General features: G+C 71.2%; 19 protein-coding genes. 12 read left to right on the top strand and 7 right to left on the bottom strand.

Annotated elements, in window-relative coordinates:
- Window positions 1-97 precede the first annotated feature (97 nt).
- Window positions 98-382 carry a hypothetical protein gene (locus tag H4W31_RS37560; protein ID WP_192770937.1) on the bottom strand — a complete coding sequence of 95 codons (285 nt, stop codon included), beginning with the start codon at window positions 380-382 and terminating at the stop codon, window positions 98-100.
- A 71-nt stretch (window positions 383-453) separates the two neighbouring features.
- A complete protein-coding gene (locus H4W31_RS37555; RefSeq protein ID WP_192770936.1) occupies window positions 454-885 on the bottom strand; it encodes a RusA family crossover junction endodeoxyribonuclease in 432 nt (143 codons plus the stop codon).
- 651 nt (window positions 886-1,536) lie between these two features.
- Here H4W31_RS37555 and H4W31_RS37550 point away from each other — a divergent pair.
- From H4W31_RS37550 to H4W31_RS37530, 5 genes are all read left to right on the top strand, one after another.
- Entirely contained in the window at window positions 1,537-2,823 is a 1,287-nt protein-coding gene (locus H4W31_RS37550; protein WP_192770935.1) for an ABC transporter substrate-binding protein, read from the top strand.
- A gap of 73 nt (window positions 2,824-2,896) precedes the next feature.
- Window positions 2,897-3,877, top strand: coding sequence for a carbohydrate ABC transporter permease (locus H4W31_RS37545; RefSeq protein ID WP_192770934.1), 981 nt, complete (start codon window positions 2,897-2,899; stop codon window positions 3,875-3,877).
- Between the two features lie 49 nt (window positions 3,878-3,926).
- Window positions 3,927-4,757, top strand: coding sequence for a carbohydrate ABC transporter permease (locus tag H4W31_RS37540; RefSeq protein WP_192772708.1), 831 nt, complete (start codon window positions 3,927-3,929; stop codon window positions 4,755-4,757).
- Window positions 4,758-4,763: 6 nt separating this feature from the next.
- Complete coding sequence (locus H4W31_RS37535; RefSeq protein WP_192770933.1) at window positions 4,764-5,972, top strand: ABC transporter ATP-binding protein; 1,209 nt, start codon at window positions 4,764-4,766, stop codon at window positions 5,970-5,972.
- A gap of 311 nt (window positions 5,973-6,283) precedes the next feature.
- Window positions 6,284-7,156 (top strand): DMT family transporter, encoded by an 873-nt coding sequence (locus tag H4W31_RS37530; protein ID WP_192770932.1) that lies wholly within the window; start codon window positions 6,284-6,286, stop codon window positions 7,154-7,156.
- A gap of 10 nt (window positions 7,157-7,166) precedes the next feature.
- On the opposite strand, the gene H4W31_RS37525 is transcribed toward H4W31_RS37530, so the two are convergent.
- The gene (locus H4W31_RS37525) at window positions 7,167-7,826 is read right to left on the bottom strand and encodes a GNAT family N-acetyltransferase (RefSeq protein ID WP_192770931.1); all 660 of its coding nucleotides are present in this window, start codon (window positions 7,824-7,826) and stop codon (window positions 7,167-7,169) included.
- Between the two features lie 142 nt (window positions 7,827-7,968).
- Here H4W31_RS37525 and H4W31_RS37520 point away from each other — a divergent pair, with 142 nt between their 5' ends.
- On the top strand, window positions 7,969-9,063 hold the full coding sequence (locus H4W31_RS37520) for a winged helix-turn-helix transcriptional regulator (RefSeq protein WP_192770930.1): 1,095 nt from the start codon (window positions 7,969-7,971) through the stop codon (window positions 9,061-9,063).
- Window positions 9,064-9,208: 145 nt separating this feature from the next.
- Here H4W31_RS37520 and H4W31_RS37515 read toward each other — a convergent pair whose 3' ends face one another.
- Window positions 9,209-11,236 carry a chorismate-binding protein gene (locus H4W31_RS37515; RefSeq protein ID WP_192770929.1) on the bottom strand — a complete coding sequence of 676 codons (2,028 nt, stop codon included), beginning with the start codon at window positions 11,234-11,236 and terminating at the stop codon, window positions 9,209-9,211.
- A gap of 308 nt (window positions 11,237-11,544) precedes the next feature.
- Here H4W31_RS37515 and H4W31_RS37510 point away from each other — a divergent pair, with 308 nt between their 5' ends.
- The 3 genes from H4W31_RS37510 to H4W31_RS37500 all read left to right on the top strand — a co-directional run bounded on the left by H4W31_RS37510 (window position 11,545) and on the right by H4W31_RS37500 (window position 16,036).
- The gene (locus H4W31_RS37510; protein ID WP_192770928.1) at window positions 11,545-12,957 is read left to right on the top strand and encodes an FGGY family carbohydrate kinase; all 1,413 of its coding nucleotides are present in this window, start codon (window positions 11,545-11,547) and stop codon (window positions 12,955-12,957) included.
- Window positions 12,958-13,055: 98 nt separating this feature from the next.
- Window positions 13,056-15,617 (top strand): sensor histidine kinase, encoded by a 2,562-nt coding sequence (locus tag H4W31_RS37505; RefSeq protein WP_318783640.1) that lies wholly within the window; start codon window positions 13,056-13,058, stop codon window positions 15,615-15,617.
- Complete coding sequence (locus H4W31_RS37500) at window positions 15,614-16,036, top strand: roadblock/LC7 domain-containing protein (protein WP_192770927.1); 423 nt, start codon at window positions 15,614-15,616, stop codon at window positions 16,034-16,036. Before H4W31_RS37505 ends, H4W31_RS37500 begins: the two co-directional genes overlap by 4 nt.
- Window positions 16,037-16,077: 41 nt before the next feature.
- Here the strand turns inward: H4W31_RS37500 and H4W31_RS37495 are convergent, their stop codons facing one another.
- Together H4W31_RS37495 and H4W31_RS37490 are read right to left on the bottom strand one after the other, a co-directional pair.
- On the bottom strand, window positions 16,078-17,106 hold the full coding sequence (locus H4W31_RS37495) for a phosphotransferase family protein (RefSeq protein WP_192770926.1): 1,029 nt from the start codon (window positions 17,104-17,106) through the stop codon (window positions 16,078-16,080).
- 72 nt (window positions 17,107-17,178) lie between these two features.
- On the bottom strand, window positions 17,179-18,678 hold the full coding sequence (locus H4W31_RS37490) for a GH1 family beta-glucosidase (protein WP_225945889.1): 1,500 nt from the start codon (window positions 18,676-18,678) through the stop codon (window positions 17,179-17,181).
- Window positions 18,679-19,759: 1,081 nt separating this feature from the next.
- Between H4W31_RS37490 and H4W31_RS37485 the strand changes: the two genes are divergently transcribed.
- The 3 genes from H4W31_RS37485 to H4W31_RS37475 all read left to right on the top strand — a co-directional run bounded on the left by H4W31_RS37485 (window position 19,760) and on the right by H4W31_RS37475 (window position 24,667).
- Window positions 19,760-22,669 carry a glycoside hydrolase family 48 protein gene (locus tag H4W31_RS37485; protein ID WP_192770925.1) on the top strand — a complete coding sequence of 970 codons (2,910 nt, stop codon included), beginning with the start codon at window positions 19,760-19,762 and terminating at the stop codon, window positions 22,667-22,669.
- A gap of 371 nt (window positions 22,670-23,040) precedes the next feature.
- A complete protein-coding gene (locus H4W31_RS37480; protein ID WP_192770924.1) occupies window positions 23,041-23,976 on the top strand; it encodes a phosphatase PAP2 family protein in 936 nt (311 codons plus the stop codon).
- Between the two features lie 10 nt (window positions 23,977-23,986).
- Window positions 23,987-24,667, top strand: coding sequence for a maleylpyruvate isomerase N-terminal domain-containing protein (locus H4W31_RS37475; protein ID WP_192770923.1), 681 nt, complete (start codon window positions 23,987-23,989; stop codon window positions 24,665-24,667).
- 25 nt (window positions 24,668-24,692) lie between these two features.
- On the opposite strand, the gene H4W31_RS37470 is transcribed toward H4W31_RS37475, so the two are convergent.
- Window positions 24,693-25,526: a DUF1028 domain-containing protein gene (locus H4W31_RS37470; protein WP_192770922.1), complete on the bottom strand. Its 834-nt coding sequence runs from the start codon at window positions 25,524-25,526 to the stop codon at window positions 24,693-24,695.
- Window positions 25,527-25,604 lie beyond the last annotated feature (78 nt).

The following is a 25,604-nucleotide window of genomic DNA, read 5'->3' as shown; positions in this document are numbered from 1 at the left end:
TCGGCCGTGACGGCGCACTGAGTGTACGGAGGCCGGCCACCATCAGCCAATGGGGAACCTCCGGCGGGAAGCCGTCAACCCGGCCCGCCGGCCGTGGTCACCGGTCCCCGGGAACGTCGCGCCGGACGATCGCCACCGCCACCCGGCAGAACTCGTCCATGTCCGGGTTGAATCCCTCGGCGATGTCGGGGTGCAGCCCGGCCCGGGTCTCGTCGAGCAGCCGTTGGCACACCTGCTCGACCGGCTCGCCGGCGTACTCCGCCCGGACCCGCTCGGTCGCCACCCGGAGTGCCGAGTTGAGTTGTTCCTCCAGCGGCCCCCGCAGGTGCTGCTGCGCCTGGCTGAGCCCACCGGGATCGAGCGTGATGTGTGGTTCCGACATGTGCTGCTCCCTCCGTCGCGGGTCCGCGTTACCCAGTCGCCGGTGGTCGCGAAACCGTTGCTGCCCGGCGCTCAGGCCGGTGTCGCCAGCGTGCTCACCCGGACCAGGTAGGACAGTTCCTCGGCCGGCTCCTCCCGGTACGAGATCTGTTGGATCTGCCGGTCGTCGACGTAGAGCGCCACGTCGGCGAGTACGCCCAGGTGGGCCAGCCCGATGTCGGCGGCCCGCTTCTTGTCCTGGAGCACGGCGCCGATCCCGCCGAGCAGTGTCGCCGCGTCGGACGTACGACGGCCGGGTGGGCAGCGCAGCACGACCTCCAGGCCGACCGGCTCGGTCAGGGCGGTCCAGCCGGTGTGTTGGGCCGCGCCGCAGGCGGCCTCCAGCAGCGTCCGGACCCGGGTGGCCTGCCGGTGCCCGGCCGCGAAGATCGACAGTGCCTCGGTCCGGACCGGGGGCGGTCCCGGAACTTCGAAGGACAACGTGAGCGCCCTGGTGTTCCGCACGGCGGCACCTCCTCTTGCAGACGATCCTGCCGAACGGATCGCGGGGACGGGGCGCGTTTCGCCGATCGACGCGGCTGCCGATCGGGCGGCATGCGCAGGTCCGGGAGCGTGTCGGCGTCGACGGCGACGTGCTGGCGCCGGAGGTGCGACCCACGGTATCCGAGGCGCCGGGGCCGGGGGAATACCAGTCTGGACGCGATGGTCCCGGCCGGGCCCGACCGCGCCCCGGCGAGCCGGCCCACCGCCGGTCGGCCCGCCCGTCCGAGCTCCTCGGGACCGCCTGTCCGAGCTCCTCGGTATCGCCCGTCCGAGCTCCTCGGTAGCGGCCGGTCGGGACCCAGGTTTCGTCCGCCGGCCGACGGGGCAGTGGGAGGCGCAGTACACCTGCGCCCGGTCGGCGGTTCGGTTACGGCCGGAGGCGAGGTGCTTTCGCCGTGTGCCGGGACGGATGGCGTTCCGGCCGTCGTGGGAAGAAGGGCGGCGTGATGAGCGGTCACCGGGTGCGCGACGTACGGTCGGCGCGGTCCGAGCAGTACTTCCGATGTCCCGAGGTCGACGTGGGCGGTACGTCGGCGGGCGGGCGGGCTCCGACCGGCCCGGCGCCGGTCGGGGAAGGCCTGGCCGGAACGGTTCCGACAGCGGGGTGCCGACATGGCTGAGCCCGACGGGGGCGGCCCGGTCCGGTCCCACCGGATGCGCCTCGCGGCCGGTGCGACCCTGCTGGCCCTGTTGGCCCCGATGGCCGCCTGCGGCTCCGGCGAGGACAGCGGCGTTCCCACCATCAACCTCTACTACGCCCCGGAACAGAACCTGCAGAAGGTGGTCGACGACTGCAACGCGGAGGCGGGCGGCCGGTACGAGATCGAGTACCGGGTGCTGCCCCGGGCCGCCGACGAGCAGCGGGTGCAGATGGTGCGCCGGCTGGCCGCCGAGGACTCGGGGATGGACGTGCTGGGCCTGGACGTGACCTGGACCCAGGAGCTCGCCAGCGCGGGCTGGCTGCTGGAGTGGACCGGCGAGCGGCGTACCGAGGCGGAGCGCGGCACGTTGGCCGGGCCGCTGGAGACCGCCCGGTACGAGGACAAGCTGTACGCCGCGCCGAAGAACACCAACGTGCAACTGCTCTGGTACCGGACCGACCTGGTGTCCCAGCCGCCCCGGACCTGGGACGAAATGATCAACTTTGCGCTCGGCCTCAAGGGGCGCGGGCAGCCGTACCGGGTGATCACGATGGGTGCCCAGTACGAGGGCCTGGTGGTCCTCTACAACACCCTGGTCGCCAGCGCCGGCGGGCAGATCCTGAACCCCGAAGGCACGAAGGCCGTCTTCGACGCCGGTGCGGTCCGGGCCCTGGAGGTGCTCCGCGACTTCGCCAACGCCGGAATCACCACCTCGTCGTTCTCGAACACCATCGAGGACCAGGCCCGGCTCGACTTCCAGTCCGGTGGCGGCGCCTTCCAGCTCAACTGGCCGTTCGTCTATCCGGCGATGCAGGAGGCCGATCCGGAACTGGCCAAGAAGGTCGCCTGGGCCCGGTTCCCGGCAGTCGATGCGAACACGCCGAGCAAGGTGACCATCGGCGGCGTCAACCTCGCGGTGAGCCGCTACTCCCGGCACCCCGAGGAGTCCTTCGAGGCCGCCGCCTGCCTGCGCAACCCGGAGCACCAGAAGTTCTCCGCGATCAACGACGGGGTACCGCCGACGATCGAGAGCGTCTACGCCGAACCGGAGATGGCCGAGGCGTACCCGATGCGGGACACCATCCTCGCCGAACTGAAGGACGCGGCGACCCGGCCGCGCAGTCCGGCGTACCAGAACATCTCCACGGTGCTGTCGGCGACGCTCTCCCCGCCGTCCGCGATCCAGCCGGAGCGGACCGCGGACCGGATGCGGAAGGCGGCGCAGGACGCGCTCGAGTCCAAGGGGGTTCTGCCATGAGCGGGCGCAGCGGGCGGATCGGCCCGCTCAACGGCACCGGCCAGAGCGACGCCCGGCGAAGCGAGGTGGCGGCATGAGCACGGAGGCGGCCACCACGGTGGACCAGGGCGACCCGGCCGGGTCGAAGGGACGCGTTCCGGCGCCCCGGCGGGGTCGTGGCCGGGTGGCGCTGAGCGAGGGCAAGCGGGCCGAACGCAAACTGGGCTGGCTGCTCTGCGCGCCGGCCGCCGTGGTGATGCTGGGCGTCACCGCGTACCCGATCCTGTATTCGATCTGGCTGTCGTTGCAGCGCTTCGACCTGAAGTTCCCGGACCAGCGGGAGTTCGTCGGGCTGTCCAACTACGTCACGGTGCTGAGCAACGAGTACTGGTGGACGGCGTTCGGCGTGACCATGCTGATCACCGTCGTGACGGTCGCGGTCGAACTCGTGCTGGGGATGGGCCTGGCCATCGTGATGCACCGGACCATCATCGGGCGCGGGCTGGTCCGCACGTCGGCGCTGATCCCGTACGGGATCGTCACCGTCGTCGCCGCGTTCTCCTGGCGGTACGCCTGGACACCCGGTACCGGATACCTGGCCACCCTGTTCGGGGAGGGGGCGCCGCTGACCGAGCGGGCCAGCGCACTGGCGATCATCATGCTGGCGGAGATCTGGAAGACCACCCCGTTCATGGCGCTGCTGCTGATGGCGGGCCTGGCCCTGGTGCCGGAGGACCTACTCAAGGCGGCCTCGATGGACGGCGCCTCCGCCTGGCAGCGGTTCACCAAGGTGATGCTGCCGGTGATGAAGCCGGCGATCCTGGTCGCGCTGCTCTTCCGCACCCTGGACGCGTTCCGGGTCTTCGACAACATCTTCGTGCTGACCGCCGGGGCGAACGAGACGTCCTCGGTGTCGATGCTCGCCTACAACAACCTGATCCGCGGGCTGAACCTGGGGATCGGATCGACGATGTCGGTGCTCATCTTCGTCACCGTGGCGATCATCGCGTTCATCTTCGTGAAGCTCTTCGGCACGGCTGCTCCCGGCAGCACCGACGAGGGAGGCCGCCGGTGAACGCGCGGAGCCCCGCAGTCGCGAACGAAAGGAGGATCTGATGGCCGCCATGAACACCACGGCCTCGGCCAGGTGGCGGTGGGGGTTGCTGGACCTCGTGGTGGTGGTCTTCGCGCTGGTTCCGGTGCTCTGGATCGCGTCGCTGTCGTTCAAGACCACCGGCACGCTCACCGACGGGAACTTCATCCCCCGGGAGTGGACCCTGGACAACTACCGGACGATCTTCTCCACCAACCAGTTCGTCCGGGCGCTGGCCAACTCGATCGGGATCGCGCTGATCGCGACCGCGATCGCCGTGGTGCTCGGCACCATGGCGGCGTACGCGGTCGCCCGGCTCGACTTTCCGGGCAAGAAGGCGCTGGTCGGGGTCTCCCTGCTGATCGCGATGTTTCCGCAGGTGTCGCTGGTCTCCCCGCTGTTCGAGATCGAGCGGTCGCTCGGGCTCTTCGACACCTGGCCGGGCCTGATCCTGCCGTACATCACGTTCGCGCTTCCGCTGGCCATCTACACCCTCTCGGCGTTCTTCAAGCAGATCCCGTGGGACCTGGAGAAGGCCGCCAAGATGGACGGGGCGACGCAGGGGCAGGCGTTCCGTCGGGTGATCGCCCCGCTGGCCGCGCCCGGGGTCTTCACCACCGCGATCCTGGTCTTCATCTTCTGCTGGAACGACTTCCTGTTCGCGATCTCGCTGACCTCCACCGAGCGGTCCCGCACGGTGCCGGTGGCGCTGTCGTTCTTCACCGGGGAGTCGCAGTTCGAGGACCCGACCGGGGCGATCTGCGCCGCGGCCGTGGTGATCACGATTCCGATCATTCTGTTCGTGCTGTTCTTCCAGCGTCGCATCGTGTCGGGCCTGACGTCCGGCGCCGTCAAGGGGTGAATCGCAGTGGCTGACATCGTGCTGGACAAGGTGAGCAAGAGCTTCCCGGACGGAACGGTCGCGGTGCGCGACGTCGACCTGGAGATCGCCGATGGCGAGTTCGTCATCCTGGTCGGTCCGTCGGGCTGTGGGAAGTCGACCACGCTGAACATGATTGCCGGGCTGGAGGACGTCAGCGGGGGCGAGTTGCGGATCGCGGGGGAGCGGGTCAACGACAAGGCGCCCCGGGACCGGGACATCGCGATGGTGTTCCAGTCGTACGCCCTCTATCCGAACATGACCGTACGGGAGAACATGGCCTTTCCGCTCCGGCTGGCCAAGCTGGACAAGGCGACGATCGAACAGAAGGTCAACGACGCCGCGAAGGTGCTGGAGCTGACCGCGCTGCTGGACCGCAAGCCGGCGAACCTCTCCGGCGGGCAGCGTCAGCGGGTGGCGATGGGCCGGGCGATCGTACGGAGTCCGAAGGCGTTCCTGATGGACGAGCCGCTCTCCAACCTCGACGCCAAACTGCGGGTGCAGATGCGCACCGTGGTGTCCCGGTTGCAGAAGCAGCTCGGCACCACGACGGTGTACGTCACCCACGACCAGACCGAGGCGATGACCCTCGGCGATCGGGTGGTGATCATGCGGGGCGGCTCGGTGCAGCAGGTCGGCCCGCCTCAGGAGCTGTACGACCATCCCACCAACCTCTTCGTCGCCGGGTTCATCGGCTCGCCGTCGATGAACTTCCTGCACGCGGCGGTGGAGGACGGCGGGCTGCGTACGGCGGTGGGCGACGTACCGCTCGGTGACCGGATCCGCCGGGAGCTGGCGGCGGAGGACGCCCCCCGTGAGCTGATCCTCGGCATCCGCCCCGAGCACTTCGAGGACGCGTCGTTGATCGACGACGAGACCCGGGCGCGGGGGATGGAGTTCGAGGCGCCGGTCGAGATCGTCGAGTCGATGGGTTCGGACAAGTACGTGTACCTCACCGTGGAGGGGGAGCGGGCCAGCGCGGCGGAGCTGGAGGAACTCGCCGCCGATGTCGGCGCCGAGGACCTCACCGGCTCCGGGAGCAGTCTGGTGACCCGGTTGTCGGCGGAGTCCACGGCCACCGAGGGAGAGAGCCGGCGGATCTGGTTCAACCTGGAGAAGATCCACCTCTTCGACCCGGCCAACGGCCGGAATCTCACCCTGCACGAGGGGCGGGCGGCCGGGACGCTCGCCTCCTGACCTGACCGTCCGTTCGACCACGGGCCGGGTTCGCGCCGTTCGTGGTCGTCGATCCCACCCCCCGGTGACCTGCGAATCTGGTCGACCGGGGTGGCACCGCTCGCGCAGGGTGCCGGGGTGGCGACGACGACCGGGCGGCGCGACCCGCCAGTGGAGATCCCCTACCAGAAGTGGGCCGAGGTGGCCGGGTGACCGGGGGTTCTGGTTGTCGCCCGGCCAGAACCGTCTGCCCGTACCCGACTGAGCACGTAGCGTGACTTTGTGCGTACGGTACCCGGCGTCTCCCGTGCCGACGGCGATGGGACCCAGGCGTGACGATCGCCGCGGTGCTGCTCGCGCTCGCCTCCGCGAGCTGCTTCGCGCTCGGGGCCGCGTTGCAGCAGCGTGCCGTACGCCGGGAACCGCCGCACGGTACGGCCGACCTCCGGCTGTTCCTCCGGATGCTCCGGCGCAAGCGCTGGCTGCTCGCCAAGCTTCCCGACTTCACCGGTACCGCCCTACAGGCGCTCGCCCTCCGGTTCGGGCCCCTCACCCTGGTCCAGCCCCTGCTGATCAGCGGAATGTTCCTGGCGATCCCCCTGGAGGCGGCGCTCGACCACCGCCGGCCGCATCCCCGGGACGTCACGGCGGTGGCGTCCTGCGTGTTCGGCCTGGGCGCCTTCCTCGCCGCCGCGCAGCCCCGGGCGGGGGTCTCCGAGCCCTCCCTGATGGGCTGGCTCGGGGTCGCGCTGATCGGTGGTTCGCTGATCGGGGTCTGCCTGGTCCTCGCCCACCGGGCCCGGGGCGCCCTCCGGGGAACCCTGCTCGGGATCGCCACCGGCCTGCTCTACGCCGGCACCGCCTCGGTGCTGAAGACCTTCGCCGAACGGGTGTTCAGCGACCCGCTCTCGACGCTGACCGACTGGCATCTCTACGCGCTGGCCGTGATCGGGGTCGCGGCGGTGGCGCTGAACCAGAACGCCTTCCAGAACGGCCCGCTCGCCGCGCCGTTGACGGCGATCACCCTGGTGGACCCGGTCAGCAGCGTCCTCATCGGTGTCACCGCCTTCCACGAGACGCTGTCGTTCGGCGGGCTCCGGCTGCTGGTCGAGGTGCCGGCCGTACTGGCGATGATCTTCGGAATCTGGCTGGCCAGCACCCGCCCGTCCGGTCGCGAGGGATTCGAGGGCGCCCCGAACACCTGACCGTGCGGGGCTAACCCGTCGGGGTCGTCGCGGGGTCGAGTCGGGGGTCGCGCCACATCGGCTGGATGCCCGGCCCGCCGTCCGGCAACCGGATGGGCTCACCTCGGGGCCGGAACCCGTGCCGCTCGTACAACGCGCGGTTGCGGGGCGAACTCGCCTCCAGGTACGCCCCGATCTGGGCGGCGTCGGCCCGGGCAAGCTGGTGGCGCAGCATCGCACCGCCGAGTCCCTGGCCGCGCGAGGCGGGTACGACCGCCATCTGTTGCAGGTACCAGTACGGCTCCCGGGCCGGGTGGCGTTCCCGGGTCAGTTCCCCGACCAGCGCCATCCGGGGCGCGTACTCGTCGTAGGCCTGGGCGACGAGGGCGGCCTGCTCGGCGGCGGAGGCGGGATCGGACCGGGCCGGACCGTCGGGGAAGAACTCCCACACCGAAAGCCCGAGGATCTCCCCGTTGCCCTGGTACGCCACCAGGATCTCGCCCGCGTCGAGCATCCCGGACACCCACCCGACCGCGTGTTCGGTCCATGCCTCGACCCGAGCACGTCGGGCATCCTCGTCCGGCACCACCCAGCCGAAGACCGTCTCGTCCAGCCCGGCCCGGCCGAGCGCCAGCGCGACCGCCCCGGCGTCGTCCGGCCCGGCCGGTCGTACCGTCATGGTCTCGGTCATCCTCACCTCCACCGCCTCGACCTCCACCGCCTCGATTCCGACGGGTACAGTGTACGCGGCAGCGTGCCAAGTACGCGAGCCGTCGACGACGGTGGAAATGACGACGGTAGAAATGACGACGGCGGGAATGGGGAGGGCGCGGATGGAAGGCGACCGGATCCAGGGGTCCCGGTCGGGGCTGGGCCTCGATCGCATCGTCCGGACCGCGATCCGGCTCGCCGACGCGGACGGCCTGGGAACGCTCTCGATGCGCCGGGTCGCCACCGCGCTGGGCGCCGGGGTGATGTCCCTCTACCGCCATGTGCCCGGCAAGAGGCAGCTGGTCAACCTGATGGTGGAGACCGTTTTCGGGGAGATCCGCTATCCCGATCCCGGCCCCGCCGGCTGGCGGGCGAGGATCGAGCTCTCCGCCCGGGGGGAGTGGGCGATGTACCAGCGGCACCCGTGGGTGCTGCCGATCGTCGCGGGCACCTGGCGCCCGCCGCTCGGGCCGAACGTGCTGGCCAACTTCGAGTGGGTGTTGCGGGCGGTCGACGGCTTCGGGCTGGACCGGGCGACGATGACCCAGCTCTACTTCACCGTCAGCGACTACGTGCAGGGCGCGGCGCTGTACGTCCGGAACGAGGCCGAGGACGAGCGGCGTACCGGGGTGAGCGCCGAACAGTGGTGGGCGGCCGAGTCGGCGACGCTGGCCGGGCTGCTCCGCACCGGTCGGTTTCCGCTGGTGTCCGGGCTCTTCGACCCGGCCACCGGTGCGCCGACGCTGGTGGCGAAGGACTTCGAGTTCGGCCTTCGGCGGGTGCTCGACGGCATCGAGGTCTTCCTTACCCGACCGCGATCCCAACCCGGACCCACCGTGATCGAGTCCGGAACCGGCTTCTCCGCCAATCAGATAACCAGGTTGGGAAAAGTAACCGAAGCAGCTGACAGGTCGCCGTCCCCGCCCGCCTCGGCCGCGCTGGAACTGCTCGGCCGCCGCTGGACCCTCGAACTGCTCTTCGTGCTCAGCCACGGCGAAGCCCGGTTCAGCGATCTCGTCGAGGCCGTCCCCGGCCTCTCCCGACGGGTGCTCACCGAACGGTTGCGGCAACTCGCCGACGAGAATCTGCTGCGGCGCCGGGTCGTGACCGGCCCACCCACCCGGATCAGCTATGCGCTGACCGAGCGCGGTGCCGGGCTACGCGGCGCGCTCGCCGAGATCGACGCCTGGGCCCGGAACGGGTCCGCCCGGGCGTGATCGGATCGGCACCGCGACCCGTACCGTCGTGCCCGGTCCGCGTGGGGTAGTCGTGTCGGCTGCGGGTCGCCGGCCACATCGGATCAGGACCGGTGGCCCGGGCAGGGGCTCTCAACCCGCCCGGACCGCCGGCTTACTTCAATGGCTACCCGGGATGCCGGGAAGTATGCGGCTCGGGCGTGCCATGGCCGGTCGGCACGCTCGGGTCCGGCAGCAGCCAACCCAGCAGATCGGTCAGCACCGCCATCCCGTCCCGGCTCAGTACCGACTCGGGATGGAACTGCACCCCGGCGTACGTCGACCCGCGCAGCGCGTGCACCGTGCCGTCCACCGCGTCCCGGTCCAGCCGCACCGGCCCGTACGCCGTGACCACCTCGTCGGCGTCGGCCAGCGCCGTGTAGCTGGAGTAGAAACCGACCCGCCGGAGGGCACCGAAGACCTCGATCTCCCGGCTCAGCCCCTGGTAGGGCGCGGACCGGCGGTGCAGGGGCAGGCCGAGCCGCCCGGCCAGCAGTTGGTGGCCGAGGCAGACCCCGAGGGTGGGGTGCCCGGCCGCGAGCAGGCCGTCGACCACGCCGCGCAGGGCGGTCATCTTCGGATCGGTCGGACTTTCCGGGTCGCCGGGACCCGGACCCAGCACGGTCAGGTCGGCGTCGGTCGGATCGAACCGCTCCTGACCGGCGGCGTCGCCCCAGGGCCGGGTCCGGACGGTCAGTCCGAGCGCCCGCAACTGGTGCGTGAGCATTCCGGTGAAGGTGTCCTCGCCGTCGACGACCAGTACCCGCCGCCCGACGAGCCACGGCAGCACCGCCGCGCCGGGCGTCCGTTCCTCCAGCCAGAACGGGGCGAGTCCGTGGTTGCGGGCGGCGAGTGCGGCGCGTACCGCCGGGTCCTCGGCCAGCCGGACCTCCGCCGCCGGCGCGGCCCCGACCGTCACCGGTACGGCGTCCGGCGGTGTGACGGCCGCCGGCGCGACCCCCGCCGGTACGGTGTCCGGCTCGGCCGAGGTCGACCGCAGCCCCAGCGCCGCCAGTACCCCGGCCGCCTTGGCGTGCGTCTCGGCCACCTCGCCCGCGGCGGTGGAGTGGCGTACCAGGGTCGCGCCGACCGGCACCCGCAGCGCTCCGGCGGGGGAGATCTCGGCGGTACGGATCAGGATCGGCGCGTCCAGGGTCTGCCGGCCGGCGTCGTCCCGCCCCAGCAGTGCCAGTACGCCCGCGTAGTAGCCCCGGCCGCGTCGCTCGTGCCGGGCGATCACCCGGCAGGCGTTCTCCATCGGGCTGCCGGTGACGGTGGGCGCGAACATGGTCTCCCGGAGCACCTCCCGGACGTCCAGCGACCCGCGCCCGGCGAGCAGGTACTCGGTGTGGGTGAGGTGCGCCATCTCCTTCAGGTACGGCCCGATCACCTGGCCGCCCTGCTCGGCCACGGTCGCCATCATCTTCAGTTCCTCGTCGAGCACCATGTACAGCTCGTCGATCTCCTTCGGATCGGCGAGGAACCGCAGCAGGGACTCCCGGTCCGCCACGCCGCCCGGATGCCGGAGGGTGCCGCTGATCGGGTTCATCAGGACCAGGCCGTCCTCGACGCTGACGTGGCGTTCCGGGGAGGCGCCGACCAGGATCCGGGTTCCGGTGTACACCAGGAACGTCCAGTACGTGCCCCGCTCGCCCTGGAGCAGCCGGCGCAGCGCGGCCAGCGCGGCCGGCAGGGCGGGGCCGGTCAGGGTGCCCACGAACGAGCGGGAGATCACGAAGTTCGCGCCCTCGCCCCGGCCGATCTCGTCGCGCAGCACCCGCCCGACGATCTCCGCGTACTCCCCGTCGGGCAGGTCGAAGGCGGCGTCCCGGACCGGTGTCGGTGTGTCGGGCAGCGCGGCGAGCGCCTCCGCGAGCGGCACCCGGACGTGTCCGGAGAGCGCCAGGCACTCCAGCGGGGCGCCGTCGTCGACGCACGCGAAGCCGCGCTCGCCGATCTGCCGGTACGGCACCAGGGCGAGCGTCCGTGGTCCGGCGGGGCCCGGCGGCAGGGGGATGTCGGCGAGTCTCGACACCGTGCGTGGCGCACCGGTGAAGACGTCCAGGCCGGCGGCACCGTCCCGGCGGACCAGGGCGAACGGACCCGGATCGGCACCGGCGACGATGGTGGTGAGCAGGTGGTGCAGCAGATTCATCTTCGTTCGTCCCTCACAGCCGGGGCCGTCCGGTGCGGTGGCCGGGAGGCTGGAGGTGACGCTGGCGGCCGCCGCGTGGGGCGGCCGCGTGGAAGAGCTACGCGCGGAGGTCGGCCGCCGGGATGGCGGGCCACCAGGAGTGAAGTCGCGCGAGCATGCCGGGAAGTCTAGGGCACCGGAGGCCGGGCCGGCACCGGTGTCGGCGAACCGCCCACCAGCTGGGCGGTTCGCCGCGCGCCGACACCTCTTCCGGCCGCTCCGCGCCACCTTGGCTTCGGCGGCACGCCGAACGGGTACGGTTTTCGTCGATGAGGATTCTCGCTCTCGACCTGGGTACGTCGTCGGTGCGTGGCCTGGTGCTGGACACCGCCGCCCGGCCGCTGCCCGGTGCGCTGGCCCGACGCCCGGCGGATGTCAAGATCGGCGACGACGGCGAGGCGACCCTGGACGCGCGGGCCTACCTCGGTGCCCTCGTCGAGTGCCTGGACGAGCTGGCCGAGGCGAACCACCTCGACGGGGTCGACCTGGTCGTCGCCTCCGCGCAGTGGCACTCGGTGGTTCCCCTCGATCCCGGCGGCGCCCCGCTCGGGCCCGTGCTGACCTGGTTGGACACCCGGCCCGTGGTGCCGGCCGGGGTCCGGGGGCCGGCGGACGCCGACGACTTCCACCGACGGACCGGCACCTGGTGGCACCGGTTCTACTGGTCGGTCCGGCTGCCGTGGCTGCGCGACCGGGTGGGTGCCGGCCAGGTGCGCTTCGCCGGCCTGGTCGAGTACATCTACGGCATGCTGCTCGACGAGGGGGTCATGTCGATCTCCCAGGCGTCCGGTACCGGCCTGCTCGACCTGCGCACCCTGGACTGGGATCCGGAGGCGTGCGCACTGGCCGGGGTCCGGCCGGGAGAGCTGCCGGCGCTGGCGTCCCGGGCCTGGGTCGGCCGGCTCCGGGACGACTTCGCCCGCCGCTGGCCGGCGCTGCGGGCCGCCGGATGGGCGCCACCCTGCGGCGACGGTGCCGCCTCCAACGTGGGCTCCGGATGCTTCGACAGCCGTCGGGCGGCGGTCACGGTCGGCACCTCGGCGGCCGTCCGGTTGGTGCAGCGCGCCCCGGCCGGAGCGGAACTGCCCCCGCTGCCCGAGGAGCTCTGGCGGTACCGGGTGGACCACGACCACGTGGTCACCGGCACCGCGTTCTCCGGCGGCGGCAACCTCTACGCCTGGGTCCGGCGGGAGATGCGGTTGCCCGAGGGGCCGGAACTCGACCAGGCACTGGCCCGGGTGCCGTCCCGGGGTGGAGTGCCGGCCGACTCCCGGTTCGGTGGTGACCGGCCGCCCGGACTGGCCCCGGCCGGCTCCGGCATGCTGGCCGGACTCGGGTTCAACACGACCTCGGTGGACATTCTGGCCGGGTTGATGGACGCGCTCTGCGCCCAGGTGGCGGTGGGCGTCGCCGCGATCGAGTCCACCCTGGACGAGTCGGTCCAGGTGGTGCTCGGCGGCGGTGCGGTCGCCGCGTCGGGGTGGTGGCGGCGGGCCTTCGCGGTCGCGCTGGCCCCGCGCGAGGTACGTCACGTCCGAAATCCGGAGATCGGTGCGGTCGGTGCGGCTTTGGTGGCGATCGGTCGACTCAATGGGGCGACCGGACTTGAACGCATCGTCCGGACGGACGAGGACGAGTCGGCGACAGCGACAAGATCTGATCGCCCGCAGTATCCTTCGTGAGCTGTTCTGCCCACTGGATCATTGACAGCGAGACCGGGCCTGATTTGAAATAGCTCCGCTCCTTGGCGCGCCCGGCATCGAGGACGGTAGGAGGCGTGGTGGCTGTTGCCCCGGATCCGTCACACGGCGCCGTCTCGCGTCACCGTCGGCGCCGTCTCGACGTCCGGGTCGTACCGCACCGGCGCCGGTCCGCGTTCCGGCTGCGGGACTGGCGGATGCGTACCAAGCTCGGCGCCGTCCTGGTCGTGCCGTCGATCGCGTTCCTGGTGCTCGCCGGGGCGCAGACCGGGGCGCTGGTCAGCCAGGCCGGCCTGCTCGGCGAGTTCGCCGACCAGGTCGGAGTGGGACGTGAGATCACCACGCTGATCCACGAGTTGCAGCGCGAGCGCGACCAGACCGCCGGTGAGCTGGCGGCGCTCGGTTCGGCACCGGGTGGGCAACTGGAGCCGGGCCAGGCCCTGCCGGCACTCGAACCGGTGTACCCGGTCGCCGACCGGGCGATCAACCAGTTCCGGGTGGCCGCGGAGCCGTTGGCCCGGGGCGAGGCCTCCTGGCGCATCTCCTACGACCGGGTGGACGAGGCGCTCAAGCGGCTGCCCGACGTCCGGGCCGCGGTGCCGGCGGCCGGGCTGACCCCCGATCCGGTGCTCAGCGAGTACGACCGGGTCATCGAGGTGCTGCTGGTGCTGCTGGCCGAGCCGTCGCCGGGAAGTGACCGTCCCGACCTGACCGACGCGGTGCTCCGGTACGTCGAGTTCGCCCAGGTGAAGGAGGTCAACTCGAAGATGCGGGGGCATCTCTACGCCGCCGCGCGGGCCGGCCGGTACGAGCCGACCGACCTGGTCGCGCTCACCGACCTGCGGGCCCAGCAGCTCACCGGGCTCGCCGACTTCCGGCTGTCGGCGACCGACCGGCAGATCGAGCGGTACGCCAGCGCCGCCAGCAATCCGAACTTCCTGGCCGCCGTCAAGATGGAGGAGACCACGTTCACCTCCGGCGACCGGATCGCCGCGGTGCTCGAACCGAAGACCTGGTGGACGACCAGCCAGCAGCGGCAGGACCTGCTGCGGCAGGTCGAGGCGGGTGCGGTCGGCGACGCGGTGACGCTGGCGGAGAACCGCAGCGCCGAGCAGTTGCGCCGGACGGTGCTCACCGCCGGTGGTGTGCTGGCCGTCCTGGTGGCGGCGCTGTTCACCTCGATCGCGATCGGCCGGTCCGTCGCCAGTTCGCTGCGGATGCTGCGGAGCCAGGCGCTCCGGGTCGCCCAGGTCGAGCTGCCGGAGACGCTGGAGCGGCTGCGTACGGTGGATCCGGTCGCCTCCGAGTTCGACGTACCGCCGGCAGACGTACGGTCGATGGACGAGATCGGTGAGGTGGCCGAGGCCTTCGTGGCGGTGCACCGCAGCGCCGTGACGGTGGCGCTGGAACAGGCAGTCATGCGTCGGCACGTCAACGCGATGTTCGTCAACCTCGCCCGGCGCAGTCAGGTGCTGGTCGAGCGCCAACTCGAACTGCTGGACGAGTTGGAACAGGACGAGGGCGATCCCGACCAGCTGGAGAACCTGTTCAAACTGGACCATCTCGCCGCCCGTATGCGCCGGAACGACGACAGCCTGCTCGTCCTGGCCGGCACCGAGGCCACCCGGCGGTGGAACCGTCCGGTGCTGCTCCCCACGGTGATGCTCGCCGCCGTCGCCGAGATCGAGCAGTACCAGCGGATCCGGCACAACGTCGCCGACGAGCTGTACATCGTCGGGCACGCCGTCGCCGACCTGGTGCACCTGCTCGCCGAGCTGCTGGAGAACGCCTCGTCGTTCTCCAGACCGGACACCGTGGTCCGGATCGACGCCGCCGGCCAGCCGGACGGCAGCGTGCTGGTGGAGATCGTCGACCAGGGTCTCGGGATGAGCCCGAGCGCGCTCGAGCAGGCCAACGAGGTGCTCGCCGTACCGCCGGCCGCGGACGTGTCGGCGTCGGAGCGGATGGGCCTGTTCGTGGTCAGCCACCTGGCCGCCCGGCAGGGCGTACGGGTGCGGTTGCGGCCCATCGAGTCCGGTGGGCTGATGGCGACGGTCTGGCTGCCGGCGAACCTGCTGGCGCCGGCACCCACGGCGGACCCGGCGGACGGGCGTGGCCGGCGGATGCTCACGGTCGTCGCGGGCGCGGTAGCCGGCCCGAACGGGGCGCACCCCTTGGCCGCTGGCCGGCCGGGCGGTGCCCCCGGTGAGGCGGCGTCGGCCCGCCAACGGGTCCGGCGGGAGACCCCGACCCGGGCCGAGGACGTGCTCGGGATGTCCACCGACGGCAGCGGCCCGGCGCCCGGCAGCACCTGGTGGTCCCGGCAGGGCCGGTCCGGGTCGGCGGCGACGCCGGTTGTCGAACACAGCCCCCTGCCGACCGGGAACGCCCCGCCGGCGGTGCCGGTGACGGGCGGGATCAAGCCCAGTGGGCTGCCGATCCGGGTGCCGATGGCACAGTTGCCGGTGAAGTCCGAACCGACCCGGCCGAGGGTTCCGGTCCAGCGTGAGGAACCGGATCCGGAGCAGGTGGCCGGGACGCTGTCGCGGTACTACGGCGGCGTCCGGCGTGCCGAGGCCGAGGACACGATTGTGATACCCATGGCGCCGGCCGGCGCGCGCAGCGAAGAGGAGCAGTATTGAGCACGCTCAGTCAAGAGGCACGGGATCTGAACTGGCTGGTGAGCGGGTTCACCGAACGGGTACCCGGAGTAGCCCACACGATCGTCGTCTCCGCCGACGGCCTGCTGGTCGCGGTCTCCGAGCACCTGCCCCGGGACCACGCGGACAAACTCGCGGCGGTCACGTCGGGGTTGTGCAGCATCACCACCGGCGCCGCCGAGATGTTCGACGGCGACATCGTGAAGCAGACGGTGGTCGAGATGGGCCGGGGCTACTTCCTGGTGATGCAGATCAGGGACGGTTCGATCCTCGCCACCCTCGCCGCCATCGACGCCGACATCGGCGTGGTCGGCTACGAGATGGCGAAACTGGCCAAGTCTGCCGGCGAGATGCTGACTCCCGCACTGCGGGCCGAACTCCAGCAGGCGCTGCCCCGCTGACCGACGGCGGTCGGTCAGCGGGACAACGGATCCGGTACGCCTCATCCGCGTCGCAACTGGTCGAGCCGGCCGAGTTGCGCGTCGAGCAGCCCGACGAGGCGTTGTTCGTACTCTGACCGTTCCGGGCCGTCCCAGCCCCGGGTGGCGCCCTCGATCGCCATGATCAGATAGAGGTAGCTCGTGTAGAGGGTGAGTCGGCGCCGGGCCGTGTCGGTCAGTTCGAGCCGGCCGTGCCCGGCCGACGCGTACCCGGCGAGGATCTCCGGTTCGTCGTCCAGTTCCCGGAACAGGGTCATCGAGACCAGTTCGGCCAGCGGGTCGCCGAAGAACGCCCGCTCGCCGTCGATCAGCCCGGTCACCCGGACCGTGTCGGCGGCGTCGGCGGCGATGAAGACGTTGCCGTCCCACAGGTCGAAGTGGACCAGCGCGGGCCGGCGTACCTCGTCGAGCGCGTCGGCATGCCGGCGTAGCAGCGTGCCGATCCGTTCCGGTGGGGCGGGTAGCACGCTGCCCAACCGGGTGGCGTCGGCGAGGATGTCGTCGACCATGGCGCCGAACGCGGCCCGCCAGGAGGGTTGCCAACTGCGGCTGCCCCGGAGCGGGTACCCGTACGCCGAGCCGGTGACCGTGTGCAGCCGGGCCGCGATCGCGGCGATCTCCCCTCGCACGGCGGCGAGCTGCGCCGGGGTCAGGTCGTCCCGGGTCTGGTGCAGGTCGGTTCCGGCCACCCGACTCAGGAACACGAAGTCGGTGCCGATCAGGTCCCGGCCGAAGTCGAAGTAGACCACGTCCGGTACGGCGACGTCGGCCCGGCCGGCGCGGCGGTAGAAGTCCACCTCCGTGCGCATCAGGTCGACCTCGTGGCTGAGCAACTTCAGCTCCGGCGACGGTGCGACCTTGAGTACGAGGTCGGTGCCGTCGTCCAGGACGATGGCGTACGCGGCGTTGTAGGTGCCGCCGGTCAGTTCCTGCCATCGGTCGATCTCGACCCGGTCGCCGAAACCGCGGCGGACCAGGGACCGGAGTTCGGTCTCGGTGACGTGCCTTCTGGTCGAACTGTGGATTTCCATGGACCCCCGTTTCGGCGGTTGCGGTCGGGCGGCCGGTACGCGCCCGAGTGGTGGCCGGTACGCCGACGAGGGTCAGAGGGTGTTGGCGGCGATCACCCCGCGGTACCAGTTCGCGCTGCGCTTGGGGATCCGGCGCTGGGTCGGGAAGTCGATGTAGATCAGTCCCCAGCGCTGCTCGTATCCCTCGTTCCACTCGAAGTTGTCCATCAGCGACCAGACGTGGTAGCTCTCCACCGGCACGCCGTCGGCGATGGCCCGGTGTACGGCCGCGAGGTGGTCGCGGAGGAAGGCGATCCGCCCGGGGTCGTCGACCGTGCCGTCGGCGCCGAGGATGTCGGGGGTGGGCAGGCCGTTCTCGGTGATGGTCAGGGGCACGTCGCCGTAGTCCCGGGTGACCCGGGAGAGGATGTCGTACATCCCGTCGGGGTAGAGCTGCTGCCAGCTCGCCTCGGAGGTCGGCCACTTCCGGGTCGTACCGCCGTCGCCGGTGACGTAGATCGGGGTGTAGTACTGCACCGCGAGCAGGTCCACCGGAGACGAGATGATCTTCAGGTCGCCGTCCCGAATGCCCCGGATCATCCGGTCGTCCGGGCCGAGGTCGTCGAGCACATCGGCGGGGTAGGCGCCCTTGAAGATCGAGTCGAGGTAGAGCCGGTTCTCGTAGCCGTCGTAGAGCCGGGTGGCCTCGGCGACCCCGGGGCCGTCGTCGGCCGGGTAGCAGGGGTGCAGGTTCAGGGCCGGGCCGATCCGGCTGCCGCTGCCGGTGGCGCGCAGCGCGCGTACGGCTAGCCCGTGCGCCAGTTGCAGGTGGTGCGCGACCAGGTAGGCCGCGGCCGGGTCCTGTAGGCCCGGGGCGTGGTGGCCCTGGAGGTAGCCGTTCTGCACCACCGTCTTGGGCTCGTTGATGGTCAGCCAGACGGGCACGTCGGCGCCGAGCGCCTCGAACACCGCCTCCGCGTAGTCGGCGAAGCGGTAGGCGACGTCCCGCGACTCCCAGCCGCCGATGTCCTGCAACGACTGGGGGAGGTCCCAGTGGAACAGGGTGGCCATCGGGGCGATGCCGCGCTCGTTCAGCCCGTCCACCAGGCGCCGGTAGAAGTCCAGGCCGCGCTGGTTCGGCGCGCCGGTGCCGTCGGCCTGGATCCGGGGCCAGGAGATGGAGAACCGGTACGTGCCGAGTCCGAGGTCCTTCATCAGGTCCAGGTCTTCGACGTACCGGTGGTAGTGGTCGGCGGCGATGTCGCCGGTGTCGCCACCCCGGACCCGTCCCGGGGTGTGGCTGAAGGTGTCCCAGACCGACTCGCCACGACCGTCGTCCTTGGCCGCGCCCTCGATCTGGTACGCCGAAGTGGCAGCGCCCCACCCGAAGCTGTCCGGAAAGCGGAGGCCGAGCTGCGTCTGCGGCGCCGGGAGGCGCTCGTCGTCGGCCTCGGACCCGCCGTCGCATCCGGTGGCCGCCGTGCCAGTGGTGGCGGCGGTGGCGGCCGCGCTCGTCGACAGGCGGGCGGCCGGGACGGCGCTGGCGGATAACGCGGCGCGGCGCAGCAAATGCCGCCGAGTCAGTACGGACATGCTGTCTCCTCGTGAGTGGGGCCCTCCGCAGGACGCCCGGGAGCGCTCCCAAACAAGAGCGTAGCGATCTAGCGGGCGAATGCGTATGGGATGTTCGGGTGGCAATGGGGGTCTGGGCCTCGTCCATTGCCCGTCCCCACGTGCACCATGACCACGGCGACCGGCGCCTGTGCGTCGCGTCGCGACGAGGCCGGTCGCCGTCGGAGTGCCGATGACGAAGCCGGTCGACCGGTTCGGCGTCGAGACGCTGTACCGACGACCGATATTCCCGTCGTTGGCGGGGGGTTTAGTGTGTGGGGACGGGGAGGGCAACCCCCGTCCCCACCGTGAGTTACAAACACGCACGAGCGGATTGGCGTCCATGTCGTGCGTGCCGCGCGGGAGCCGGGCCACGCGAGTGGCTCTGGTTCCACCTCCTCTCGACGGTGGTGAGATGACCGACGGCGGAGTCCGGGCTGGCCCGCCGCCAGCCTTGTGGCTGAGCGGTCGGCGGCTACGGCATACTTCCCGTAGCTCGCCCAACGGAGTTGGATCAATCCGGCGGACCGGATGTTCACAGTCTCCGTAGCTGGTGCGATCCAAGCTACTTACACCATCATCGATGGAAGCGCTCCCATCGACGTTGGTTGGACTGTAGCCCGCGTCACGGTTTTGTGAAAGACCCAAAATAAGATCGAAACATCTGGCCAACGTCGAGGAAACTCCGTTGTGCTCGCCTCGATCGACTCTCCACGCAGGTCAGTGGCTGTTCTCCGACCCTCTGTAGTGGAGCGGCACGCGCCTCCACTTGCTGCGGGAGCGCTCCCATGCCACACTGTCGAGCATCGCGCTAGGGAGCCAAAAGCTGACGCGATCGCGGGCCGCCGAGGGCATCCGAATTTCGGTACGGCGCCCCCTTGAGTTACCGATCGGAGCCGCCACGTCCGGCGTCTCCTCCGGCGTCCGCCGACCCCGGTCCGGGACGGGTTGACCACCACCATCCTGGCGCCCACCCACCCACGCGCACCGCTTCCGCTCCATGCGCAGGAGGCGCCACAGCCGCGGCAGCACCGCGGCCCGGTCCGCGAGGAGAAGTCACGAAATGAAGTTGAGCTTAGGAAGACGCCGGGTGGCGATGGCCGCCGCAGGCGTACTTGTGGTCGGGGGTGTCGCCGTCGTCCCCGGTACCGCCTATGCCGCCCCCGCCTGCGACGTCACCTATGCCTCCAACAGCTGGGGCTCCGGCTTCACCGCCGCGATCACCATCCGGAACGTCGGCGACCCGATGACCAGTTGGAACCTGGGATTCACCTTCCCGGGCAACCAGCGCCTCACCCAGGGCTGGTCGGCCAACTGGACCCAGTCCGGCGCCAACGTGACGGCCACGAACCTGTCGTACAACGGCAACATCGGCACCGGCGGTTCGACCAGCATCGGATTCAACGGCTCCTACTCGGGGACCAACGCCAGCCCGACCGCCTTCACGATCAACGGTGTCGCCTGCAACGGCGCGCAGAACACCGCGCCGACCGTGGACATCACCGCGCCGGCGGCCGGCGCCACGTTCGCCGCGCCGGCCAACGTCACCGTCTCGGCCAACGCCAGTGACGCGGAGGGCCCGGTCCAGCGCGTCGAGTTCTACCGCAACGGCATGCTGGTCGGCACCGACACCAGCGCGCCGTACAGCTACACCAACAGCGCGCTGCCGGCCGGCTCGTACACCGCCCAGGCCCGCGCGTACGACAGCGCCGGGCTCAGCGGCATCGACGAGGTGGCCTTCACCGTCGGCGGCACCAGCCAGGCGAGCGTGATCGTCCCCGCCACCGTGACGGTGGCCGAGGGCAGCACCTCCCCGCTCAACGTCCGGCTCAGCGCCGCACCGACCAGCAACGTCACCGTCTCGCTCGCCAGGACCGGCGACACCGACGTGACGGTCAGCCCCGCCAGCGTCACCATCACCCCGTCGAACTGGAACAGCGGGGTCAACGCGACGGTCAGCGCCGCACAGGACGCCGACAGCACCAACGACGCGGCGTCGATCACCGGCACCGCCAGCGGGCGTACCCCGGGAAGCACCGCGGTCACCGTGACCGACGACGAGGGCGGCGAGCCGAGCGGCGAGTACGGCGAGGAGTTCCTGGAGCTCTACAACAAGATCAAGGCTCCGGCGAACGGCTACTTCAGCCCCGAGGGCGTGCCGTACCACTCCGTCGAGACGCTGCTGGTCGAGGCCCCGGACCACGGTCACGAGACCACCAGTGAGGCGTTCAGCTACTGGCTCTTCCTCGAGGCGATGTACGGCCGGACCACCGGGCAGTGGGGTCCGTTCAACAACGCCTGGCAGATCATGGACCGGTACATCATCCCGTCCGAGACCCAGTCGAACTACAACGCCAGTGACCCGGCGGACTACGCGCCCGAGGCCAACCGGCCCGACCTCTACCCGCAGCAGGGTGGCAAGCTCGACGCGAACATCCGGGTGGGTCAGGACCCGCTGGCCGCCGAACTCCAGTCCACGTACAACAGTGGCCGGGTGTACGGCATGCACTGGCTGCTCGACGTCGACAACGTGTACGGCTACGGCCGCTGCGGCGACGGCACCACCAAGCCGGCGTACATCAACACCTACCAGCGTGGCCCGCAGGAGTCGGTCTTCGAGACCGTTCCGCACCCCTCCTGCGAGACGTTCGCCGACGGTGGCCCGAACGGGTACCTGCCGCTGTTCATCGGCGACTCGTCGTACGCCCAGCAGTGGCGTTACACCAACGCTCCGGACGCCGACGCGCGTGCCGTCCAGGCCGCGTACTGGGCGCTGAAGTGGGCCAAGGAGCAGGGCAACCAGAGCCAGATCGCGACCACCGTGCAGAACGCCGCCAAGATGGGCGACTACCTGCGCTACGCGATGTACGACAAGTACTTCAAGCAGCCCGGCTGCGCCTCGCCGTCCTGTGCGGTCGGCACCGGCAAGAACAGCTCCGCCTACCTGCTGTCCTGGTACTACGCCTGGGGCGGCTCGCAGGGTGGCAGCAGCAGCTGGTCCTGGCGGATCGGCTCCAGCCACAACCACGGCGGCTACCAGAACCCGTTCGCGGCCTGGGCGCTGTCCACGGTCACCGAGCTGATCCCGCGGTCGCCGACGGCGCGTACCGACTGGGCCACCAGCCTCACCCGGCAGATCGACTTCTACACCTGGCTGCAGTCGGCCGACGGTGCGATCGCCGGTGGCGCGACCAACAGCTGGAACGGCGACTACAGCGCCCGCCCGGCCGGCGTGCCGACGTTCTACGGCATGGTGTACGACGTCAAGCCGGTCTACCACGACCCGCCGTCGAACCAGTGGTTCGGCTTCCAGGCGTGGAGCATGGAGCGGGTGGCGGAGTACTACCACGAAAGTGGTGACGCCCGGGCCAAGGCACTGCTGGACAAGTGGGTGAACTGGGCGCTGGCCAACACCACGGTGAGCGGCTCGAACTACCAGATCCCGTCCACGCTGAGCTGGAGCGGCCAGCCGGGTGGAAGCTGGTCCGCCGGCACCACCTCGGTGAACAACAGCAACCTGCGGGTCTCGGTGGTCGACCACACCACGGACGTCGGTGTCGCGGGCGCGTACGCCCGGACGCTGGTCTACTACGGTGCCAAGGCCGACCACGCGGGCGCCAAGACCATGGCCAAGGCGCTGCTCGACGCCGTCCTGCAGCACAAGGACGACCTGGGCGTGTCGGTGACGGAGTCGAAGGCGGACTACAACCGGTTCGACGACACCTACAACTCCAGCACCGGCCAGGGCCTGTACGTCCCGTCGAGCTTCACCGGCACGATGCCGAACGGTGACCCGATCAACTCCCAGTCCACCTTCCTGAGCATCCGTTCGTTCCTCGAGGAGGACCCGGACTGGCCCAAGGTGGAGGCGTACCTGAACGGCGGCGCGGTGCCGACGTTCAACTACCACCGCTTCTGGGCGCAGATCGACGTGGCGATGGCACTGCACGACTACGACCGGCTGATCGGTTGATCCCGGTTCCCAGACGGGCCTGATTCCCACGGTCAGGCCACACGTGGCGGGCCCGGCCGGATTGGCCAACGCAGCGGTCCGGCCGGCCCGCCACTCCCTCCTCCGGCAGTACCTGCCGGACCAGCGGTAAGACCACGGACGGGCGGTACCTCCGGTGCCGCCCGTTTGGCTTGCCACCCGGAGGAGTCCGGGGCGAAACGTCCGGCTCCGCCGTACGCCGGATCCTGAGTTTTCAGTCAGCCCGTCGTGCCGTCTGCGCCGGGACGGAGTATCGTGGCAGAGAGCAGGAGGGGCCGCTTCCCCCGTGGCGGCCCCTCCTGCTTCTTGCTGTCCCGATCCGAGCGTGGTACCCGGAGGGTGCGGTGCCGGGCATGTCCGGCACGTCCGCTACGGTGTGCCGCGTGCGTGGGCGGAGCAGGATCCTGACAGGCGCCTGGCTGGTCGTGCTGACCGCGGTGCAGATAATGACGGTTGTCGTCGTCTGGCGGTTCGCCGTCGGCACCGAGCAGGGCCAACTGCTCGACACGATCGCGCTGAACGGCAACTCGATCGGGCGGGAGCGGATCGAGGGCATTATCGGCGGGGTGCTCAACGCGGTCTCCCTGCTGTCGCTGGTGGCCGCCACCGCGGTCATCGGGTTCATCGCGCTGATCCGCCGGCGGTTTCTGCTGGCGGTGGTGACCGTACTGCTCATCGCGGGCGCGAACGTGACCACCCAGGCCCTCAAGTACTTCATCGAGCGGCCCGACTTCGGCGTCGACCCGGAGCGCGAGACGGCCGGCAACAGCCTGCCCAGTGGACACACCACGGTGGCCGCCTCGGTGGCGATCGCGCTGGTCATGGTGCTGCCGCCCCGGGTCCGTGGCTGGGGCGCGCTGGTCGGCGCCGGGTACGCCGCGGCGGCCGGGGTCGCCACCCTGTCGGCCGGCTGGCACCGGCCCAGCGACTCCGTGACGGCACTGCTGATCGTCGGGGCCTGGGCAACCGCGGCCAGCTTCGTACTGCTGCTGAGGCAGGGCGACGACCTGCAGGTCGAACCCGCCGACGGAAACCGTCGGGTGTTCAGCGTGCTGGCCATCGGCGGCCTGGCCCTGCTGCTGGCCGCCGCGATCGCCATCGGCTGGACCGACGGTGCGCGCTCGACGCCGATGCCGGAGTTCGACCGCCACCAGCTCCTGGTCGCGTACGGCGGCAGCGCGGCCGGCATCGCCGGAACCGCCGCCGTGGTGACCGCCCTGGTGCTGCTCACCATGCACCGGGTGGTTCCCCGGCACACGGCCGACGCCGACCGACCCGCCGTCGGCTAGCGTTCCCGGGATGTTGGTACGGGACGCCTTCGCGGCGGAGGCCGGGCGGCTCTCCGACGTACTGGCCGAGCTGACCGAGGCGGACCAGCTGCGCCCCACCGGCTGTCCGCCGTGGAACGTCCGGGATCTGGCGGCCCATGTGCGTACCGGCGCCGGCCGGGTGATCGGCATGCTCGCCGCGCCCGCGCCGCCGGGTGCCGAGGTCGACGCCGCGGACTACTTCGGGCCGGCGAAGTTCGCCCCGGAGACCGACGCCGCCCGGGTCGACACCGCGCGGCGGGAGGGCGCCGAGTTCGACAGCGGTCGCGCGCTGGCGGAGGACTTCGACCGCACCTGGCGGGCGGCGTACGCGGCCAGCGCCAAGGCAGAACCCGACCGGCTGGTACGCACGAGGCACGGCGACCCGATGACGCTCGACGAGTTCCTGGTGACCCGGGTGGTGGAGTTGGGCGTACACGGGCTGGACCTGGCGAGCGCGCTCGGGCGGGAGCCGTGGTTGACCACGCCGGCCGCCGACCTGATCAGTGGTCTGCTGGATCGGGCGGCGGGCGCGGCGGGTGCCGGACTCGCCGACGAGCTGGGCTGGGACCGGCTGACGCTGATCGCCAAGGCCACCGGTAGATGGCCGCTCACCGACGCCGAACGGGCCGAGATCGACCGTCGGGACGTACGCTGGCCGACCTTCGGGTGATCCCGCCGGTGCCCCCGTCGCCGGGTCAGGACCGGGCGCGCAGGTGGGCCAGCACGACCGGGTCGATCCGGGCGGGCACCAGGCGCTCCTCCAGGTTCTCCACCCCGGCCCAGGCGGCGAGCCGGTCGTCCAGCCCGGAGCCGTCGTCGGGATAGCCCCGCACGCCGAGCAGCACCGCCACCTCGTCGGCGAGGTCACCGGTAAGGTCGAGCAGCGTCTGCGGATCGGGCCGGCCGAAGAGCAGGGTGTGCACGTCCAGCAGGCGGGCCAACTCCGGCACCGGCTCGGGATGGTCGTCCACCCGCAGGTCCAGCACGACGTCGCTGCCGCCGCCGTACCCGCCGCCCCGGGCGACCACCAGCAGCGCCGCGCTCTGCCGGCCACGGCGGTCGCCGCCGGCCCGGTCGCCGGCGGCCAGCGCCCCGAGGAGGCGTTCCGCGAAGGTCCGGTCGGCGAGGCCCAGCCACGCGTCGCGCATCTCGTCCAGCACCTCCGGGCCGGTCAGGATGTTGCCCTGGACCGCCCAGCCGGTACCGGCCTGCCCACCGGCCCAGTCGGTGCAGCCCGGCCCGGTGTAGCTGGCGCCCTCGCCGTCGACGCCGACCACCCCGAGTTGCCGCTGCGCCCGGCCCGGGTCTGCGGCGACCAGCCCGGCCACCACGTCGGCCGCGGCCAGACCCGTACGGAGGAAGGCGAGTCCCTGCGGCCGGTAGGCCAGGTTGGCGTACGCCTGGGTGGCCAGCGCGCCCACCTCGGCCTCGGCGGCGGGCACCAGGGCGCCGACCCCGAGGAACTTGCTCGCCACCGCGACGCCGTGCATCCTGCCGTCGTCGGACCGCGCGACTATCGAGAACGTCACGCGGCCGAGGCTACAAGATCGGGCCTGGTTCCGGGGATACCGGCGCGGGATCTTGCCGGGCCGGCGATCGACCAGGCA

It is taken from the genome of Plantactinospora soyae (genome assembly GCF_014874095.1).
GTDB lineage: Bacteria > Actinomycetota > Actinomycetes > Mycobacteriales > Micromonosporaceae > Plantactinospora > Plantactinospora soyae.
This window is presented reverse-complemented; position numbering and strand designations above follow the sequence as displayed.

Coding starts and splice junctions, on each gene's coding strand:
- H4W31_RS37525 (WP_192770931.1), bottom strand. CDS start 7,826: ATGACCGAGACCATGACGGTACGACCGGCCGGGCCGGACGACGCCGGG.
- H4W31_RS37560 (WP_192770937.1), bottom strand. CDS start 382: ATGTCGGAACCACACATCACGCTCGATCCCGGTGGGCTCAGCCAGGCG.
- H4W31_RS37475 (WP_192770923.1), top strand. CDS start 23,987: ATGTTGGTACGGGACGCCTTCGCGGCGGAGGCCGGGCGGCTCTCCGAC.
- H4W31_RS37480 (WP_192770924.1), top strand. CDS start 23,041: ATGTCCGGCACGTCCGCTACGGTGTGCCGCGTGCGTGGGCGGAGCAGG.
- H4W31_RS37520 (WP_192770930.1), top strand. CDS start 7,969: ATGGAAGGCGACCGGATCCAGGGGTCCCGGTCGGGGCTGGGCCTCGAT.
- H4W31_RS37490 (WP_225945889.1), bottom strand. CDS start 18,678: ATGTCCGTACTGACTCGGCGGCATTTGCTGCGCCGCGCCGCGTTATCC.
- H4W31_RS37540 (WP_192772708.1), top strand. CDS start 3,927: ATGAACACCACGGCCTCGGCCAGGTGGCGGTGGGGGTTGCTGGACCTC.
- H4W31_RS37515 (WP_192770929.1), bottom strand. CDS start 11,236: ATGAATCTGCTGCACCACCTGCTCACCACCATCGTCGCCGGTGCCGAT.
- H4W31_RS37545 (WP_192770934.1), top strand. CDS start 2,897: ATGAGCACGGAGGCGGCCACCACGGTGGACCAGGGCGACCCGGCCGGG.
- H4W31_RS37495 (WP_192770926.1), bottom strand. CDS start 17,106: ATGGAAATCCACAGTTCGACCAGAAGGCACGTCACCGAGACCGAACTC.
- H4W31_RS37510 (WP_192770928.1), top strand. CDS start 11,545: ATGAGGATTCTCGCTCTCGACCTGGGTACGTCGTCGGTGCGTGGCCTG.
- H4W31_RS37550 (WP_192770935.1), top strand. CDS start 1,537: ATGGCTGAGCCCGACGGGGGCGGCCCGGTCCGGTCCCACCGGATGCGC.
- H4W31_RS37485 (WP_192770925.1), top strand. CDS start 19,760: ATGAAGTTGAGCTTAGGAAGACGCCGGGTGGCGATGGCCGCCGCAGGC.